The sequence below is a fragment of the Pseudomonas farris genome (assembly GCF_019145235.1).
In the GTDB taxonomy this organism is placed as follows: Bacteria; Pseudomonadota; Gammaproteobacteria; order Pseudomonadales; family Pseudomonadaceae; genus Aquipseudomonas; species Aquipseudomonas farris.
Genome location: NZ_JAHSTV010000006.1, coordinates 400,559 through 418,243, shown reverse-complemented (window position 1 = coordinate 418,243; position 17,685 = coordinate 400,559). Strand labels below are relative to the sequence as shown.

Annotated in this window: 19 protein-coding genes; 10 read left to right on the top strand and 9 right to left on the bottom strand. The window is 59.4% G+C overall.

All coding sequences use genetic code 11. The features are described 5' to 3' along the window. Positions 1–11: 11 nt before the first annotated feature. A complete protein-coding gene (locus KVG95_RS15530) occupies positions 12–662 on the bottom strand; it encodes a hypothetical protein (protein ID WP_217857035.1) in 651 nt (216 codons plus the stop codon). A gap of 372 nt (positions 663–1,034) precedes the next feature. On the opposite strand from KVG95_RS15530, the gene coxB reads away from it, so the two are divergent. From coxB to KVG95_RS15510, 4 genes are all read left to right on the top strand, one after another. Continuing rightward, positions 1,035–2,162, top strand: coding sequence for a cytochrome c oxidase subunit II (gene coxB, locus KVG95_RS15525; RefSeq protein ID WP_217857034.1), 1,128 nt, complete (start codon positions 1,035–1,037; stop codon positions 2,160–2,162). 82 nt (positions 2,163–2,244) lie between these two features. After that, positions 2,245–3,837: a cytochrome c oxidase subunit I gene (gene ctaD / locus KVG95_RS15520; RefSeq protein ID WP_123720055.1), complete on the top strand. Its 1,593-nt coding sequence runs from the start codon at positions 2,245–2,247 to the stop codon at positions 3,835–3,837. 126 nt (positions 3,838–3,963) lie between these two features. Beyond that, complete coding sequence (locus KVG95_RS15515; protein ID WP_217857033.1) at positions 3,964–4,521, top strand: cytochrome c oxidase assembly protein; 558 nt, start codon at positions 3,964–3,966, stop codon at positions 4,519–4,521. Between the two features lie 33 nt (positions 4,522–4,554). Then, positions 4,555–5,442 carry a cytochrome c oxidase subunit 3 gene (locus tag KVG95_RS15510; RefSeq protein WP_052963578.1) on the top strand — a complete coding sequence of 296 codons (888 nt, stop codon included), beginning with the start codon at positions 4,555–4,557 and terminating at the stop codon, positions 5,440–5,442. A 14-nt stretch (positions 5,443–5,456) separates the two neighbouring features. On the opposite strand, the gene KVG95_RS15505 is transcribed toward KVG95_RS15510, so the two are convergent. Then, positions 5,457–5,660 (bottom strand): twin transmembrane helix small protein, encoded by a 204-nt coding sequence (locus tag KVG95_RS15505; RefSeq protein ID WP_030129650.1) that lies wholly within the window; start codon positions 5,658–5,660, stop codon positions 5,457–5,459. A gap of 70 nt (positions 5,661–5,730) precedes the next feature. Here KVG95_RS15505 and KVG95_RS15500 point away from each other — a divergent pair, with 70 nt between their 5' ends. From KVG95_RS15500 to KVG95_RS15480, 5 genes are read left to right on the top strand one after another with little or no spacing between them, the layout of a single operon-like run. Beyond that, a complete protein-coding gene (locus KVG95_RS15500; protein WP_217857032.1) occupies positions 5,731–6,471 on the top strand; it encodes an SURF1 family protein in 741 nt (246 codons plus the stop codon). Further along, entirely contained in the window at positions 6,437–7,030 is a 594-nt protein-coding gene (locus tag KVG95_RS15495; protein WP_217857031.1) for a PA_0111/PP_0108 family redox-active disulfide protein, read from the top strand. Before KVG95_RS15500 ends, KVG95_RS15495 begins: the two co-directional genes overlap by 35 nt. A 10-nt stretch (positions 7,031–7,040) precedes the next feature. Next, positions 7,041–8,120 (top strand): COX15/CtaA family protein, encoded by a 1,080-nt coding sequence (locus KVG95_RS15490; protein WP_217857030.1) that lies wholly within the window; start codon positions 7,041–7,043, stop codon positions 8,118–8,120. Beyond that, positions 8,108–9,007, top strand: coding sequence for a heme o synthase (gene cyoE / locus KVG95_RS15485; RefSeq protein WP_052963574.1), 900 nt, complete (start codon positions 8,108–8,110; stop codon positions 9,005–9,007). The genes KVG95_RS15490 and cyoE overlap by 13 nt, the downstream gene beginning before the upstream one ends. Beyond that, positions 9,004–9,639: an SCO family protein gene (locus tag KVG95_RS15480; RefSeq protein WP_048397331.1), complete on the top strand. Its 636-nt coding sequence runs from the start codon at positions 9,004–9,006 to the stop codon at positions 9,637–9,639. Before cyoE ends, KVG95_RS15480 begins: the two co-directional genes overlap by 4 nt. Positions 9,640–9,811: 172 nt before the next feature. On the opposite strand, the gene KVG95_RS15475 is transcribed toward KVG95_RS15480, so the two are convergent. From KVG95_RS15475 to KVG95_RS15465, 3 genes are read right to left on the bottom strand one after another with little or no spacing between them, the layout of a single operon-like run. Further along, positions 9,812–10,585: a MetQ/NlpA family ABC transporter substrate-binding protein gene (locus tag KVG95_RS15475; RefSeq protein WP_217857029.1), complete on the bottom strand. Its 774-nt coding sequence runs from the start codon at positions 10,583–10,585 to the stop codon at positions 9,812–9,814. Between the two features lie 60 nt (positions 10,586–10,645). Continuing rightward, positions 10,646–11,320, bottom strand: a complete 675-nt coding sequence (locus KVG95_RS15470; protein WP_052963571.1) for a methionine ABC transporter permease — start codon at positions 11,318–11,320, stop codon at positions 10,646–10,648. Beyond that, positions 11,320–12,327 carry a methionine ABC transporter ATP-binding protein gene (locus KVG95_RS15465; RefSeq protein WP_217857028.1) on the bottom strand — a complete coding sequence of 336 codons (1,008 nt, stop codon included), beginning with the start codon at positions 12,325–12,327 and terminating at the stop codon, positions 11,320–11,322. The genes KVG95_RS15470 and KVG95_RS15465 overlap by 1 nt, the downstream gene beginning before the upstream one ends. Before the next feature lie 264 nt (positions 12,328–12,591). Here KVG95_RS15465 and katE point away from each other — a divergent pair, with 264 nt between their 5' ends. Continuing rightward, the gene (gene katE, locus KVG95_RS15460) at positions 12,592–14,730 is read left to right on the top strand and encodes a catalase HPII (protein WP_217857027.1); all 2,139 of its coding nucleotides are present in this window, start codon (positions 12,592–12,594) and stop codon (positions 14,728–14,730) included. A 95-nt stretch (positions 14,731–14,825) separates the two neighbouring features. Here the strand turns inward: katE and KVG95_RS15455 are convergent, their stop codons facing one another. From KVG95_RS15455 to zur, 4 genes are read right to left on the bottom strand one after another with little or no spacing between them, the layout of a single operon-like run. Beyond that, positions 14,826–15,542: a PA5502 family lipoprotein gene (locus KVG95_RS15455; RefSeq protein ID WP_217857026.1), complete on the bottom strand. Its 717-nt coding sequence runs from the start codon at positions 15,540–15,542 to the stop codon at positions 14,826–14,828. A 37-nt stretch (positions 15,543–15,579) separates the two neighbouring features. Then, positions 15,580–16,368 (bottom strand): zinc ABC transporter permease subunit ZnuB, encoded by a 789-nt coding sequence (gene znuB / locus KVG95_RS15450; protein WP_052963567.1) that lies wholly within the window; start codon positions 16,366–16,368, stop codon positions 15,580–15,582. After that, positions 16,361–17,146 carry a zinc ABC transporter ATP-binding protein ZnuC gene (gene znuC, locus KVG95_RS15445; RefSeq protein WP_008007978.1) on the bottom strand — a complete coding sequence of 262 codons (786 nt, stop codon included), beginning with the start codon at positions 17,144–17,146 and terminating at the stop codon, positions 16,361–16,363. The genes znuB and znuC overlap by 8 nt, the downstream gene beginning before the upstream one ends. Beyond that, positions 17,146–17,628: a zinc uptake transcriptional repressor Zur gene (gene zur, locus KVG95_RS15440; protein WP_007902861.1), complete on the bottom strand. Its 483-nt coding sequence runs from the start codon at positions 17,626–17,628 to the stop codon at positions 17,146–17,148. Before zur ends, znuC begins: the two co-directional genes overlap by 1 nt. Positions 17,629–17,685 lie beyond the last annotated feature (57 nt).

The window sequence follows — 17,685 nt, the reverse complement described above, 5'->3', positions numbered from 1 at the left end:
CTACCGTTGAATCAAGCCGCGGGCTGATCCAGCTCAAGGCCCACGCCCAACTGGCGCGACAGGCACGGCCAGCGCTTCCACGCGGCGCCGGTGTCCGGGCTGTTGAGTTTCTCGCGGTAGGCCTCTACCGACTCCAGCGCGAAACTTTCATCGTTAAGCATCTCGTCCACAGCGTGATGCACCGCCTCATCCAGTTGATTGGCAAATTCCTCGCCGATCAGTTGGTGGGCAATCAGGTTGGCAACAGTCATGTCCAAGGGGATCAATGGCTGGCCAAAATGCTTGATGTACAGATCGTTGACCTCTTCGACCAACCGATGCGCCAGATAAGCTTCATCCAGCAGGCCGTCCAGGCCGACATGACCGGCCATGATCGCCGGCGGCTGGAGGAAGAACTGCTCGGCGATTTTCAATACCGGCTTGATCTGCGATTCGATGCCCGCTTCCCTGGCGACTTCATTGGCTGCGTCCAGCAGGTCCGGCACTTGTTCTATATACGCGGCCACAAAACGCGTCATCACGCCGTTGGCATCGACATCCGGCAATTGGATGGCGGAGTGAAGGTGCGGCAGTTGGGTTTCCAACTGACGAGTCAACAGGCCGGTCTCGGCCTCATGTTGTTGGGCTTTTTGGATCTGCTCGCGCAATGCGGCGGTGTTCATGAAAACTCCAGGAAACAAAGGCAATGAAATAGGGGAAGACATAACGTAGCTGGCTTATGAAAAAGCCTAAGACGTATTTGTCATAATTATTTCATCCTTGAGACGTCTACGTTATATCGATTTGCCACCACTCGTCTGCATCCTTCTCCATTCGTGACCTGGAACGCAAGTCCAACCTGTTTAGGTTGATTTACGCCATCGCGTTGCGAGGTGGCAGTCGCTGTCTATACTCGGTTCTGAATGGAGTTAGCTGATGACGCCCGACTGCATATGCAGCAAGGCTCGGCGATTCAAGTTCGTAGTCTGAAAAAGCCGCTCCCTTGCCGCAGGTGAAAGCCGGCGGGATAAAAAGAACTATAAGGGGAACCCGCAATGATGCGACATCCACAAGTCTGGATGGGCCTCCTGTTGTGGTCGATTTTCAGTCAGGCGCAAGCGGCCTGGACTGTGAATATGGCGCCTGGAGCGACTGAAATCAGTCACGCAGTATTCGACCTGCACATGACCATTTTCTGGATCTGTGTAGTGATCGGCATCATCGTCTTCGGCGCTATGTTCTGGTCGATGATCCTCCACCGCCGCTCTACCGGGCAGGTGGCCGCAAAATTTCATGAAAGCACCACCGTCGAAATTCTCTGGACCATCGTGCCCCTGCTTATTCTGGTGGCCATGGCGGTCCCGGCAACCGCCACCCTGATCCAGATGTACGACAACACTGAGCCGGATATCGATATCCAGGTCACCGGTTACCAGTGGAAGTGGCACTACAAATACCTGGGTCAGGACGTCGAATTCTTCAGCAACCTGAACACCCCCGCCGATCAGATCCACAACAAGGAAACCAAGGGCGAGCATTACCTGTTGGAGGTCGACAAGCCGCTGGTGCTGCCGATCGGTGCCAAGGTGCGCTTTCTGGTGACCTCCGCCGACGTCATCCACTCCTGGTGGGTGCCGGCCTTCGCTGTCAAGCGCGATGCGATTCCGGGCTTCGTCAATGAATCCTGGACCCGTGTCGAAAAGCCCGGCATCTACCGTGGCCAGTGCGCCGAGCTGTGCGGCAAGGATCACGGCTTCATGCCGATCGTGGTCGAGGTCAAGGAAAAGGCCGATTACGAAACCTGGCTGGCCGAGCGCAAGGCGGAAGCTGCACAACTCAAAGAGCTGACCAGCAAGGAATGGACCCTCGATGAGCTCAAGGAGCGCGGCGACAAGGTCTATCACACCACCTGCGTGGCCTGTCACCAGGCTGAAGGCCAGGGCCTGCCGCCGATGTTCCCGGCACTCAAGGGCTCGAAAATCGCCACCGGGCCGATCAAGGATCACCTGAACATCGTCTTCCACGGCAAACCCGGCACCTCCATGGCGGCGTTCGGCAAACAGCTGTCGGAAGTCGATATCGCAGCGGTCGTGACCTACGAACGTAACGCCTGGGGCAACAATAAAGGCGACATGGTCACCCCTAAAGAAGTGCTGGAGCTGAAACAGGCGGAAAGCAAATGACCCGGTTTATTGCGCACGTAAGGAACCGCTCGGGGCATGACGCCCCGGCCAGCCCAGCCCATCCGTTTGCAGGAGACAGGACATGACTGCTGTAGTCGATGACCATGTTCATACCGGCACCGCCCACGCCCACGGCCCCGCCAAAGGCCTGATGCGCTGGGTGCTGACCACCAACCACAAAGATATCGGCACGCTGTACCTGTGGTTTGCGTTCTCCATGTTCCTGCTGGGCGGCTCGTTCGCCATGGTGATCCGTGCCGAGCTGTTCCAGCCGGGACTGCAAATCGTCCAGCCGGAATTCTTCAACCAGATGACCACCATGCACGGCCTGGTGATGGTGTTCGGTGCGGTGATGCCGGCCTTCGTCGGCCTCGCCAACTGGATGATCCCGTTGATGATCGGCGCGCCGGACATGGCCTTGCCGCGGATGAACAACTTCAGCTTCTGGCTGTTGCCGGCAGCGTTCCTGCTGTTGGTATCGACCCTGTTCACCCCCGGCGGCGGGCCGAACTTCGGCTGGACCTTCTATGCCCCGTTGTCGACGACCTACGCGCCGGAAAGCGTGACGTTCTTCATCTTCGCCATCCACTTGATGGGGATCAGTTCGATCATGGGGGCGATCAACGTGATCGCGACCATCCTCAACCTGCGTGCCCCCGGCATGACGTTGATGAAAATGCCACTGTTCGTCTGGACCTGGCTGATCACCGCATTCCTCCTGATCGCGGTGATGCCGGTATTGGCCGGCTGCGTGACCATGATGCTGATGGACATCCACTTCGGCACCAGTTTCTTCAGTGCCGCCGGTGGCGGTGATCCGGTGTTGTTCCAGCATGTGTTCTGGTTCTTCGGTCACCCCGAGGTGTACATCATGATCCTGCCGGCCTTCGGTGCCGTCAGCTCGATCATTCCGGCCTTTTCGCGCAAGCCATTGTTCGGCTACACCTCGATGGTCTACGCCACGGCGAGTATTGCGTTCCTGTCCTTCATTGTCTGGGCGCACCACATGTTCGTGGTCGGCATTCCGCTGGTGGGCGAGTTGTTCTTCATGTACGCCACGCTGCTGATCGCGGTGCCCACCGGGGTCAAGGTGTTCAACTGGGCCAGCACCATGTGGCAAGGCTCGCTGACCTTCGAGACGCCGATGCTGTTCGCCGTGGCGTTCGTCATTCTGTTCTCCATTGGCGGGTTCTCCGGGTTGATGCTGGCCATCGCCCCGGCGGACTTCCAGTACCAGGACACCTACTTCGTGGTCGCGCACTTCCATTACGTGCTGGTGCCGGGGGCGATCTTCGGGATCTTCGCCTCGGCCTACTACTGGCTGCCGAAATGGACCGGCCACATGTACGACGAAACCCTCGGCAAGCTGCACTTCTGGCTCTCGTTCATCGGCATGAACATGGCGTTCTTCCCAATGCACTTCGTGGGCCTGGCGGGCATGCCGCGGCGGATTCCGGACTACAACCTGCAATTCGCCGACTTCAACATGGTGTCGTCGATCGGCGCGTTCATGTTTGGTGCCACGCAGATCTTCTTCCTGTTCATCGTGATCAAGACCATTCGTGGCGGCGAGCCGGCACCGGCCAAGCCGTGGGATGGGGCAGAAGGCCTGGAATGGAGCATTCCGTCGCCGGCGCCGTATCACACCTTCACCACGCCGCCGGAAGTGAAATGAACGCTCTAGCCTTTGTGGGAGCGGGCTTGCTCGCGAAGCAGGCGCCGCGGTCTGGTAGACGGACCGCGTCATCGTTCTTCGCGAGCAAGCCCGCTCCCACAGGGTTCAATGTGGAGGGTTTGCATCGTGGCTGATTCGATTTCGATGAAGAAACTGGTCACCCGCCTGTTGCTGGTGGTGGTAGCGATGTTTGTCTTCGGCTTTGCCTTGGTGCCGATCTACGACGTGATGTGCAAGGCGTTCGGCATCAACGGTAAAACCTCCGGGCAGTATGAAGGCGAGCAAACAGTCGACGCCTCGCGGCAGGTTCGCGTGCAGTTTCTGTCGACCAACGCCGCTGACATGGTCTGGGATTTCTATCCCAAGGGCGACGAATTGGTCGCACACCCGGGGGCGGTGAACGAGATGATTTTTATCGCCCACAACCCGACTGATCGCCCGATGAGCGCTCAGGCGGTGCCGAGCATCGCACCCAGCAACGCAGCCGCGTACTTCCACAAGACCGAATGTTTCTGCTTTACCCAGCAAGTGCTGCAGCCCGGTCAGCGAATCGAGATGCCGGTACGGTTCATTGTTGACCGCGACATGCCCAAGGAAGTGAAGCACCTGACGCTGTCCTACACGCTGTTCGATATCACCGCACGTCATCCGCCCGTGGCTGTTGCAGCAAGCACCGGCGGCTAGGCGTTAAAGCGTGCCCGATAAGGAGAACAATAAATGGCAACTCACGAACATTATTACGTTCCAGCCCAAAGCAAATGGCCGATTATCGCCACAGTCGGCATGTTCGTCACGGTGTTCGGCCTGGGCACCTGGTTCAACGACCTGAAGGCCGCGCGGCCGGAATCCCACGGCCCGCTGATCTTTTTCGTCGGCGGATTGCTGCTGGCCTACATGCTGTTCGGCTGGTTCGGTACGGTGATCAAGGAAAGTCGCCAAGGGTTGTACAGCGCACAGATGGACCGCTCGTTTCGCTGGGGCATGAGCTGGTTCATTTTCTCGGAGGTGATGTTCTTCATCGCCTTTTTCGGTGCGCTGTTTTATGTGCGCAACATCACGGGCCCGGCACTGGGCGGTGAAGGCACCAAAGGCCTCGCTCACATGCTGTGGCCAACGTTTGAATTCACCTGGCCGCTGCTGAACAACCCGGACCCGAAACTCTTTCCTCCACCCAAGGAAGTCATCAGCCCCTGGGGCCTGCCGCTGCTCAATACCGTGCTGCTGGTGAGTTCCAGTGTCACCGTGACCATTGCTCACCATGCCTTGAAAAAAGGCCACCGCGGCGCACTGAAAATCTGGCTGGCACTGACCGTGTTGCTCGGTTGCGCGTTCCTCGGTTTCCAGGCCGAAGAATACCTGCACGCCTACAACGAGCTGGGCCTGACCCTGGGCTCCGGCATCTACGGCGCGACCTTCTTCATGCTCACCGGTTTCCACGGCGCCCACGTGACCATGGGCACCATCATTCTGTTCGTGATGCTGATGCGGGTCATGCGCGGACACTTCGATGCCGACCATCAATTCGGCTTCGAGGCGGCGAGCTGGTACTGGCACTTCGTGGACGTGGTGTGGATCGGTCTGTTCGTTTTCGTCTACGTGCTCTGAGCCTTGGCTCTGGACTACCAAGGCACGTGAGACACCAACTGGCCGCTGAAAAAACCCCAGGCGATCAAGCCGACAGTGGTGGCGGCCAGCGCAACACGGACACTCAAGGCGATGACCAGGCGATTGGAATGGCTGTCGTCCTTGACCAGAAAAAACAGGCCGCTGAACAGGCTGACAACCGTGGCAATCAGCATCAGGACGATGGCTGCTTTGAGCATGGTGACACTCCGGGGGACAGGCGATGCATTTGAGTATAGCTATCGCGATTACCGACTTTCTGGCGATGCCATGAAACGCTTCCGGCCGGGCCTCGTGCCGACCCTGGTGGTCGCGATGCTGCTGCCTTTGCTGGTGTCACTCGGGTTCTGGCAGTTGAGCCGGGGCGCGGAGAAAAGCGCGTTGCTGCAAAGCTATGCCGAGCGCCGCGCGGCCGAACCAATGGCCAGCACTGAATTGCAACACACCGAAGATCCGGCCTTCCGCCGGGTTCGCCTGCACGGCCAGTTCGATGCCGAACACAGCCTGCTGCTGGACAACCGTCAGCGCGACGGCAAGGTCGGGGTCGAGCTGCTGCAACCGTTTCAGGACCGGGCAACCGGGCTCTGGCTGCTGGTCAATCGCGGCTGGTTGCCGTGGCCGGATCGGCGCACACCGCCGTCATTCACCACACCGACTCAGGCATTGAGCCTCGACGCCTGGGTCTACGTCTCCCCCGGCGCAACGTTCCAGTTGCACGCCGACCCAGACGCCACGACCTGGCCACAACTGGTCACCGCCATTGAACCGGCCAGGCTCTGGGCGGCGCTTGACCGTGACGGCTTTGCTTACGAATTACGCGCGCAAAACGGTCCCGCGACCTACCAGGCCGATTGGCCGGTGGTGGCCATGGGGCCGGAAAAACATTTGGCTTATGCCGTGCAGTGGTTCGCCCTGTCGATAGCCCTGCTCGGCCTTTACCTCTATCTCGGTTGGCACAACGCAAAGGAGAAAAATAATGGGAGCGGCCATGAATCCACCCGGCATGTCTGAGGCGAAAACGCCGGTAAATCGTCGGCGCGGGCGCTTACAGTTGTTACTGATCCTGTTGGGAGTGATCGGTCCGATGATCCTCGCCACCGGCATGTACAAATTGCAGTTCTGGGTGCCGGAGGGTCGCAGTTATCACGGCGAACTGATCGGCAACGGCCAGACCCGCGCCGACATCGGCGTACCGGCGCAAGAAGACCGCTGGCAGTTACTGGTGACAGCGCCCAAGGACTGTTCGGTGGACTGCCGGCAGTTGGTGTATCTGGCGCGCCAGATCCAGATCGGCCTCGGTCGTGATGCCTCCCGCGCCAGCCATGCGCTGGCCATCGCACAGCCGCTGAACAGCGATTACGAGACTAAACTTCAACGTGAATATCCGCAGCTGCAACGTTATTCACTGGACCCGCCGACCTACATCAAAGGCGCTCGGAGCAACGACACGCCGCACCTGTGGATCATCGACCCTCACGGCAATCTGGTGCTGCGCTACGACCCTACGGTGAAGGGCAAGGACTTGCTCAATGACCTGCGCCATTTGCTGAAACTGTCGAACATCGGATAAGGGCATCGTCATGGCCAAACCTGGATTTCGCCTCGCGCTGTTTGCCACCTTGCTGGCACTGATTGTGGTGTTGCTCGGCGCCTACACGCGCCTGACCCATGCGGGCCTCGGCTGTCCGGACTGGCCCGGCTGCTACGGCTTTATCAGCGTGCCGAACAGCGAAGCCCAACTGGCCCATGCCGAACTGCATTTTCCCGACGCGCCGGTAGAAGCCCATAAAGGCTGGAACGAGATGCTTCATCGCTACTTCGCCGGCACGTTGGGGCTATTGATCGCGGTGCTGGCGGGCCGCGCCTGGACCCATCGTCATTACCCGGGACAGCCGGTGAAATTACCGTTGTTTGTGCTGGCGGTGGTGCTCGCCCAAGCGGCGTTCGGCATGTGGACGGTGACGCTCAAGCTCTGGCCGCAAGTGGTCACCGGGCATTTACTTGGCGGCTTTGCGACCTTGAGCCTGTTGTTTCTGCTGACCTTGCGCCTGTCCGGCGTGTTGCCGGCGCTGACCGTGCCCCGGCGTTTGCAGCACTGGGCGACCGCCGGGTTGCTGCTGGTGATCCTGCAAATTGCCCTTGGTGGCTGGGTCAGCTCCAACTATGCGGCGGTGGCCTGCATCGACTTTCCGACCTGCCACGGACAATGGCTGCCACCCACTGATTTCGCCAACGGCTTTCACCTGACCCAACACATCGGCCCCAATTACCTGGGCGGGCAACTGGACAGCGATGCCCGCACCGCAATTCACCTGACTCACCGTATCGGCGCGCTACTGGTCACCCTCGTTCTGCTCGGTCTGGCCTGGCAACTGAAGGTTGTCGGCATGACGCGCCTGGCCGCCATGGTGCTGATCGCCCTGGCCGCACAAATCACCCTGGGCATCAGCAACGTGGTGTTTCACTTACCGCTGCCCGTGGCCGTCGCCCACAACGCCGGTGGCGCAGCACTGCTGCTGACGATGGTGCTGATCAATTATCACGCGCGAACCAGTCTGGTTCGGGTCAAGCATCAGCCCCCCGTGCGCTGGCGTCTCAGTCTGCGTAAACACTCGGCCGGGCCCATAACAATAAAAGGAGAAATGCCATGGCGACCCTGATCGGCGAACGTCACAGTCAGGCAATCTGGCGCGATTACCTGGAGCTGACCAAGCCGAAAGTGGTGGTGTTGATGCTTATCACCTCGCTGGTCGGCATGTTTCTCGCGACGCGCGCCGGGGTGCCGTGGACGGTGCTGGTGTTCGGCAATCTGGGGATTGCCTTGTGTGCCGGCGGTGCGGCGGCGGTCAACCATGTGGTGGACCGGCGCATTGACGCCGTCATGGCCCGGACTCACAAACGGCCTTTGGCCGAAGGTCGGATATCTCCGAGTGCTGCGCTGACTTTCGCTCTGGTGCTGGCGGTGCTCGGCCAGGCTTTGCTGCTGGCCTTCACCAATCCGTTGACGGCATGGCTGACCCTCGCGTCCTTGCTCGGTTATGCCGTGGTTTACACCGGCTTCCTGAAACGTGCGACGCCGCAGAACATCGTCATCGGCGGCCTCGCTGGTGCGGCCCCGCCGCTGCTCGGCTGGACCGCCGCCACCGGTCATGTCAGCGCCGAACCGTTGCTGCTGGTGCTGATCATCTTCGCCTGGACCCCGCCGCACTTCTGGGCACTGGCGATTCACCGCAAAGAGGAATATGCCAAGGCTGATATTCCGATGCTGCCGGTGACTCATGGCGAGCACTACACCAAAGTCCACATCCTGCTTTATACCTTTGCACTACTGGCCGTCAGCCTGATGCCCTACGTGATCCACATGAGCGGCGTGCTCTACCTGATTTGTGCCCTCGCACTGGGCGCGAGGTTTCTGCAATGGGCCGTGGTGCTGTACCGTGGCACTCGGCCGCACGCGGCGATCAACACGTTCAAGTACTCTATTTACTACTTGTTCCTGCTGTTTATCGCGCTGCTCGTAGACCACTACTTACTGTTGAACCTATGACTCGAACCCAGAAAACCGTCTTCATTCTCGTCGCCTTGATCGCGCTGATCCTGGGCCTGACCATCAATAAAGTACTGACCGGTAAAAACCAGGGCGACCCGACGGCACTGATCGATGCTGGGATCATCCTGTTGCCCCAAAGCCGTAACCTGCCGGACGTGAAGATGACCGATCAGGACGGTAAACCAGTGGCGGTCAACGAACTGAAAGGCAAATGGAGTGTGTTGTTCTTCGGCTACACCTTCTGCCCGGACATCTGCCCGACCACCCTCGCCCAACTGCGGCAGATCAAGAGCGAACTGCCGGCGGATGCTGTGGACAAGTTGCAGGTCGTTTTGGTCAGCGTCGACCCGAATCGCGACACGCCCAAGCAACTCAAGCAATACCTGGGCTACTTCGATCCGCAATTTATCGGGCTGACTGCGTCCTCGGTCGAAGACATTCAGAAACTGGCCAATGCGGTGAGTATTCCGTTTATTCCGGCGGACACCAGCAAGCCTAATTACACCGTCGACCACAGCGGCAACCTCGCGGTGATTGGCCCGGACGGGACTCAACGCGGGTTCATTCGTGCACCGTTGAACAACCAGAAGCTGGTGGCGCAGTTGCCGGTAATGCTCAAGCGCGAGTAACCAACACAATACCCTGTGGGAGCGGGCTTGCTCGCGAAGAGGCCATAACATCCAACATCAATGTTGACTGTTACACCGCTTTCGCGAGCAAGCCCGCTCCCACAGGTACGGTGTTTCAGACACAAAAAAGGGGCGCAGTGATTGCGCCCCTTTTTTCGTTTACATCAGCTGATCAGAACGCCGGCAATACCGCGCCTTTGTACTTCTCGAGAATGAAGGCTTTCACTTCCGGGCTGTGCAGGGCAGCAACCAGTTTCTGCATCGCAGCGCTGTCCTTGTCGTCCGGACGGGCAACGAGGATGTTCACGTACGGCGAGTCGCTGCCTTCGATGACCAGCGCATCCTTGGACGGATCGAGCTTGGCTTCCAGCGCGTAGTTAGTGTTGATCAGCGCCAGGTCGACCTGAGTCAGCACGCGCGGGATGGTCGCGGCTTCCAGTTCACGGAATTTCAGGTCCTTGGTGTTCTCGGTGATGTCCTTCACGGTTGACAGGATGTTGTTCGAATCCTTCAACTTGATCAGGCCAGCCTTCGCCAGCAGCAACAGCGCACGACCACCGTTGGTGGCATCGTTCGGGATCACCACGTTGGCGCCGCCCGGCAGCTCAGTCAGCGCTTTGTACTTGCTGGAGTAAGCGCCCAGCGGCTCCAGGTGCACACCGGCAACGCTGACAAGGTTAGTGCCCTTGGCTTTGTTGAACTCATCCAGGTACGGCTGGTGCTGGAAGAAGTTGGCGTCCAGACGCTTCTCGGCCACCTGCACGTTCGGCTGGATGTAGTCGGTGAACACCTTGACGTTCAGGTTCACACCTTCTTTGGCCAGGGCCGGTTTAACAAACTCGAGGATTTCCGCATGAGGCACCGGGGTGGCCGCGACGGTCAGGGTGTCGGCAGCGTGTGCGGAAAAGGCTGCAACGGCAGCGAACGCGACGAGTAGTTTTTTCATTCAGCTAACTCCTTGTGAGGCGCCCGTTTGGCGCCTGCCAGCGAATGGCCGGCTCATGACTTATTTACGTGAGAAGTGGACAACCAATTTGTCGCCAACGGTTTGCAGCACTTGAACCAGCATCAGCAGCAATACCACCGTCACAACCATCACATCCGTCTGGAAACGCTGGTAACCGAAACGGATCGCCAGGTCGCCCAGGCCGCCAGCGCCGACCACACCGGCCATTGCCGTGTAGGACACCAGTGTAATCGCTGTCACCGTAATCGCCGCGAAGATGCCCGGGCGGGCTTCCGGCAGCAAGGCATTGATGATGATCTGACGTGTCGTCGCGCCCATGGCCTGGGTCGCCTCAATGATGCCGCGATCCACTTCACGCAGGGCGGTTTCCACCAGTCGCGCGAAGAACGGCGTGGCACCCACCACCAGCGGTGGAATCGCACCGGCGACACCCAGGGAGGTGCCCGTGATCAACACGGTGAACGGAATCATCACGATCAGCAAAATGATGAATGGCAGCGAACGCAGAATGTTCACCACCAGCGACAGCATCGCGTAGACGCCTTTGGCTTCCAGCAATTGGCGCGGGCTGCACAGGAACAACAGCACGCCCAGCGGCAATCCCAAAAGCACGGTGAACAACAGCGAACCGCCGAGCATCAGCAGGGTGTCGCAGGTGGCCAGCCAGATTTCGTACCAGTCGATATTGGAAAAGAAACTCATCAGGACTTCCATCAGCGCAGCACCTCCATGTGGACGTCGGCTGCGGTGAAGTGAGCAAACGCCGCTTCCATGTCGCCACCGGTGACGGCCAGGGTCAATTGCCCGTAAGGGACGTCTTTGATGCGATCGATACGGCCGGCCAGGATGCTGTAGTCCACCCCCGTTTCCCGGGCGACGGTACCCAGCAACGGCGCGTAGGTCGCTTCGCCCTGGAAGGTCAGACGCACGATGCGCCCCGGTACGTGAGCGAAGTCATCGCGCTGTTCGCTTTCATCGATCTGCTCGTCTTCCTGCACGAAGCGCTTGGTGGTCGGGTGCTTGGGATGCAGGAACACCTCGGCCACCGAACCTTGCTCGACGATCTTGCCGGCATCCATCACTGCCACCTGATCGCAGACCCGACGGATCACATCCATTTCGTGGGTGATCAAGACGATGGTCAGTTTCAGCTCGCGATTGATCTCGGCCAGCAGTTGCAGGACCGACGCCGTGGTTTGCGGGTCCAGGGCACTGGTGGCTTCATCGCACAGCAGGATTTTCGGTTTGGTTGCCAGGGCTCGAGCGATGCCGACACGCTGCTTCTGACCACCGGACAATTGCGCCGGGTACTTTTTCGCATGGTCAGACAGGCCGACCCGCGCCAACAACTCCGCCACACGCCGGTCGATTTCGCTACGGGACAGTTTACCAGCGAGGGTCAGCGGCAGCGCGACATTGTCGGCCACGGTTTTGGATGCCAGCAGGTTGAAGTGCTGGAAAATCATCCCGACCTGCTGACGGAAACGCCGCAGGCTATTGGCATCCAGCGCGGTGACTTCTTCGCCATCGACAATGATCTTGCCGCCACTGGAGTTTTCCAGGCGATTGATCAGACGCAGCAGGGTACTTTTTCCCGCGCCGGAATGGCCGATCAGGCCAAAGACCTGACCATTCTCAATCGTCAGACTGGTCGGATGCAGGGCGGGAATATCCTTACCGGCGACGCGGTAAGTTTTGTGGACGTTTTGAAACTCGATCACGTAGCGAACCTTGTGGGGCGCGTTAGAAAAGGATCAGCGGTTAGCCGGGCGCGCATTTTAGCCTGTCCGTATAGAGGTTCTTAGCATTTATTTCGCATTCACCCAGCGATTTGGCAATAACGCGATCAAAGGTCAGAAAAAAGGAACGGCGCCAACTCCTCATCAGTCACTGATTAAGCAACTCGAGAATGCCTGGATACCGTGTCTGGGCAATGCCTCACAACCCTTGGCCCGACGGGAATCGCAACGAGGAGTTTACGTCTGATGAGTACTAAAAAGCCTGCCGCCCCTAAAAGCGCACTGGCCGGGACCGATACCCTGGACCGCGGCAACACCAACGCCAAGCTCGACAGCCTGGAAAAATTTCGCTCCGATGCCACCGAACAGGCCTTGCGCACCAACCAGGGCGTGAAGGTCGCGGACAATCAGAACACGTTGAAGGCCGGCGCTCGCGGGCCGTCGTTGCTGGAAGACTTCATCATGCGTGAAAAGATCACGCACTTTGACCATGAACGCATTCCCGAGCGCATCGTCCATGCCCGTGGTACCGGCGCCCATGGTTACTTCCAGCCATACGAAACCCATTCCGTACTGACCAAGGCCGGGTTCCTACAAGACCCAAGCCAAAAAACGCCGGTTTTTGTGCGCTTTTCCACGGTGCAGGGCCCACGCGGGTCAGGCGATACCGTGCGGGACGTACGAGGTTTCGCGGTGAAGTTTTTCACCGACGAAGGCAACTTTGATCTGGTGGGCAACAACATGCCGGTGTTCTTCATTCAGGATGCGATCAAGTTTCCTGACTTCGTACATGCGGTAAAACCCGAGCCCCACAACGAAATTCCTACCGGCGGTTCGGCCCACGATACTTTCTGGGATTTTGTTTCTCTGGTGCCGGAATCCGCGCACATGGTGATGTGGACCATGTCTGACCGGGCGATCCCCAAAAGCCTGCGCACCATGCAAGGCTTCGGCGTGCACACGTTTCGCATGATCAATGCCGAAGGCAAGGCGCGCTTCGTCAAATTCCACTGGCGCCCCGCCGCCGGCACCTGCTCGCTGGTGTGGGATGAGGCCCAGAAGCTCGCCGGTAAAGACACCGACTTCCACCGTCGTGATCTCTGGGAGTCCATCGAGACAGGGGACTACCCGGAATGGGAGTTGGGCGTACAGGTTATCGAGGAGGAAAACGAACATGCCTTCGATTTCGACCTTCTCGATCCGACCAAAATCATTCCCGAGGAACTCGTCCCTATCACTCCGCTGGGCAAGATGGTGCTCAACCGCAACCCGGACAATTTCTTCGCCGAGACCGAGCAGGTTGCCTTCTGCCCCGGGCATATCGTGCCGGGAATCGACTTCTCCAATGATCCTTTGCTGCAAGGGCGGTTGTTTTCCTACACCGATACGCAGATCAGCCGACTCGGTGGGCCGAACTTCCACGAGATCCCGATCAACCGTCCGGTGTCACCATTCCACAACGGTCAACGGGATGCCCAACACCGCACCACCATCGACAAGGGACGCGCCTCCTACGAGCCGAACTCTATCGACAGCGGCTGGCCGAAGGAAACCCCACCGGCAGCGCAGGACGGCGGCTTCGAGACTTATCCGGAGCGTATCGACGCTGCGAAAATCCGTCAGCGCAGCGAGTCGTTCGCCGACCACTTCTCTCAGGCGCGGTTGTTCTTCCACAGCATGAGCAAGCACGAACAGGAACACATCATCGCGGCCTACAGCTTCGAGTTAGGCAAGGTCGAACGCGAATTTATTCGTGCGCGGCAGGTGAATGAGATCCTGGCCAATATCGATCTGGAACTGGCTAAACGCGTGGCGCAGAACCTGGGCTTGCCGGTACCGAAGGCCGGAACGGTCGAGGTGCGTAAAACGTCACTCGACCACTCCCCCGCCCTGAGCCAGGCCAACTTGCTGTCGGGAGATATCAAAACCCGAAAAGTGGCCATTCTGGCGGCCAACGGGGTGGATGGTGCGGCGATTGATGCGATGAAGAAGGCTCTGATGGCCGAAGGCGCGCACGCCAAACTGCTCGGACCGACCTCAGCCCCCGTGACAACCGCCGATGGCAAAGCGCTGCCGGTGGATGCGTCGATGGAAGGTTTGCCTTCTGTAGCGTTCGACGCTGTGTTCGTGCCGGGTGGCGCGGCGTCGATCAAGGCGCTGAGTACCGATGGTGTAGCGCTGCATTATCTGCTGGAGGCCTATAAGCACTTGAAAGCGATTGCGCTGCATAGCGAGGCCAGGCAGTTGTTGGATGTGTTGAAGCTGGAGGCTGATGCGGGGCTGATCGTGGGTAACGATGCCAAGCTGTTCAAGGCGTTTTTTGCCGCGATCGGTCAGCATCGGGTGTGGGATAGGGAGCCTAAGGCCAAGGCGGTTCCGGCTTAAGGATTTTTATCGAATAGGAGGACGCCTTCGCGGGCAAGCCTTGCTCCTACAGATGCAGCGTAAACCCTGTAGGAGCGAGGCTTGCCTGCAAGCTTTTAAGGCTTGCGCGGACTCAAAACCATCTGCGCCGGAATGTTGCGCAAAATCTGCTTTTCCAGCTTCAGATCAAACTCCGAATCCAGCTTCTTCACCCGTTTGGTCAGCAGCGTGGCCAGCCATGGGTAATCCTGGGTGCGCGGCGCCTGAATGCTCACATCGCACTGATAATTCACCACGTCGGCGGCAATGGCATCCAGTTGACGACGAAGCTTGCTCATATCGGTGAGATTCAACGCCACCGTAGTGCTTTCAGCCGTCGGGTCGATGACTTTAGCCTGAGGTTTGGCTTCGGCAGCCTTGAGAGCCGCTTCGGCTTTATCCAGTTCAGCCTTGCGCGCATGGACAATGGCGCTGTTGACGCCACCGGTCAGCGCCGGGGCCTTGGGCATCAACACCCGGGCACGGCTGAGGGCGGTGGCTGCTGCATTCACATCACCTTTTTGCAACACGATCCGGCTGCGCAGCAAATAAGCTTCGGCCAGTTGCCGCTGGTACTGCTCGAGGGATTGATCGTTGGGCGACTCGGCCTGCAAGGCCGCCAATTGCCCTTCGGCGGTGGCCAGTTCGCTGCTGGCCAGGCTTTGTTCCAGCTGTGCGATAGCCGTGGCCCGCGCATCGGGGGCCTCGGTGGCCGCCGGTGGCGTGCTTTGGCAAGCGCCCAGCAGCAGCGAAAATGCGACAAGGAGCAGATAACGGGAGGCGAACAGCTTCATTCCTGCGACTCTCTATTTGCGCAAAAAACGAGCAAGTCTACACCCCTCGACGGGGCAGGACAAAACTCAGCAGAAACAGCGCGGCGGCCGTCACTACAATCGACGGGCCGGCCGGGGTGTCCTTGAACCAGGACAATGCCAGCCCGCCACACACCGCGAGCATGCCCAGCAGGCTCGCGCCCAGTGCCATCTGCTCCGGCGAACGGGCGTGACGCTGTGCCGCAGCCGCCGGAATAATCAGTAACGAAGTAATCAGCAACACACCGACGATTTTCATCGCCACTGCGATCACCACCGCGATCAGCAACATCAGCGCCAGGCGCAACGACGCGACGGGCAAACCTTCCACTTTGGCCAGCTCTTCGTGCACCGTGATCGCCAACAAGGGTCGCCACAGCGTGACCAGCAATACCAGCACCGCCGCGCTACCGCCGAGAATCCAGGCCAGATCGGTCGGGCTGATCGCCAGCAAGTCGCCGAACAGATAGGCCATCAGGTCGATCCGCACTTCATGCATGAAGCTTAGTACCACCAGCCCCAGAGAGAGCGTGCTCGGTGCGAGAATTCCCAAAAGCGTGTCGGACGCCAGTGGCTGGCGTTGTTGCAACGTCACCAGCAACACCGCCAGCAACAAGCAGCCTACGGTGACCGCAACGGTCGGGCTGACATCCAGCAGAAAACCCAGCGCCACGCCGAGTAGCGCCGCGTGGGACAAGGTGTCGCCGAAATAGGCCATGCGGCGCCAGACCACAAACGAACCCAACGGGCCCGCGACCAGCGCCAGGGCCAGACCTGCAAGCAGGGCGAAGAGCAGAAAATCAGCCATGCTTACAGCTATCTCCATGAACGTGGGTAGGGGCCGACGGGGCCGCGCTGACCACCGAGCCATGCAGGTCGTGAGCGTGGTCGTGATGGTGGTGATAAATCGCCAGGCTTTGTGCGTTTTTTCCGAACAACTCGACGAATGCCGGATCGCCGCTGACCTGCTCGGGATGCCCGGAGCAGCAGACGTGACGATTCAGGCACACCACCTGGTCGGTGGTGCTCATCACCAGATGCAAATCGTGAGAGACCATCAAAACGCCGCAACCATGACGGTCGCGCAAGCGTGTAATCAGGCTGTAGAGCTCGGCTTGACCAGCCACGTCGACGCCTTGCACCGGCTCATCAAGCACCAGCAGTTCCGGCTCGCGCAGTAATGCTCGCGCCAGCAGCACTCGCTGCATTTCGCCACCGGAAACACTTTGAACGGGGCTGTCGATGACTTGTTCGGCGCCGACTTCCTTGAGGGCGGCCAACGCCCGAGCGCGGTCCACGCCCGGGACCAAACGCAAGAAGCGCAGCACCGAAAGCGGCAGGGTCGGATCGACATGGAGTTTTTGCGGCATGTAACCGACGCGCAACTTCGGCTTGCGCCACACGCTGCCACTGTCCGGTTTCAACAGGCCGAGCACCGCGCGCACCAGCGTGGTTTTGCCGGCACCGTTGGGGCCGATCAAAGTGACGATCTGCCCCGGTTCGACGCTCAGCTCGATGTTGTCCAGCACGTTTTGCCCGGCAAAGGTGACAGCCACCTGCTCGAGGCGAATCAGCGCGTTGCTCATCAAGCCCCCTGGCAACCCGAGCAGAGACCGATTACTTCAACGGTCTGTGCCTCGACGATAAATCCGACATCTTTTGCGCTATTGATGATCGCGTCGCTGATGGATTTCTGTTCGAGCTCGATCGCGGCGTGGCATTCACGGCAGATCAGGAACTGGCCCTGGTGAGCGTGTTCCGGGTGATTGCAGCCGACGAAGGCGTTCAGCGAAGAGATGCGGTGTACCAGGCCGTTTTCCAGCAGGAAATCCAGCGCGCGGTACACGGTCGGCGGCGCGGCCCGGCGGCCGTCCTGCTCACTGAGCACCGCCAGAATGTCATAGGCACCCAACGGTTTGTGGCTTTGCCATACCAGTTCCAGCACCCGCCGACGCAAAGCGGTCAGGCGCAGCCCCTGACGTGCGCACAAGGCATCGGCCTCAGACAGTGCGCTATGAACGCAATGAGAGTGGTCGTGGGGACGGCTGGCAATCGGTGTTTTAGGCATGAGCGCGACGAGTTTTGTGAGAGACGTTATTATGTTACCCGTTCTCGCCTCTTCGAG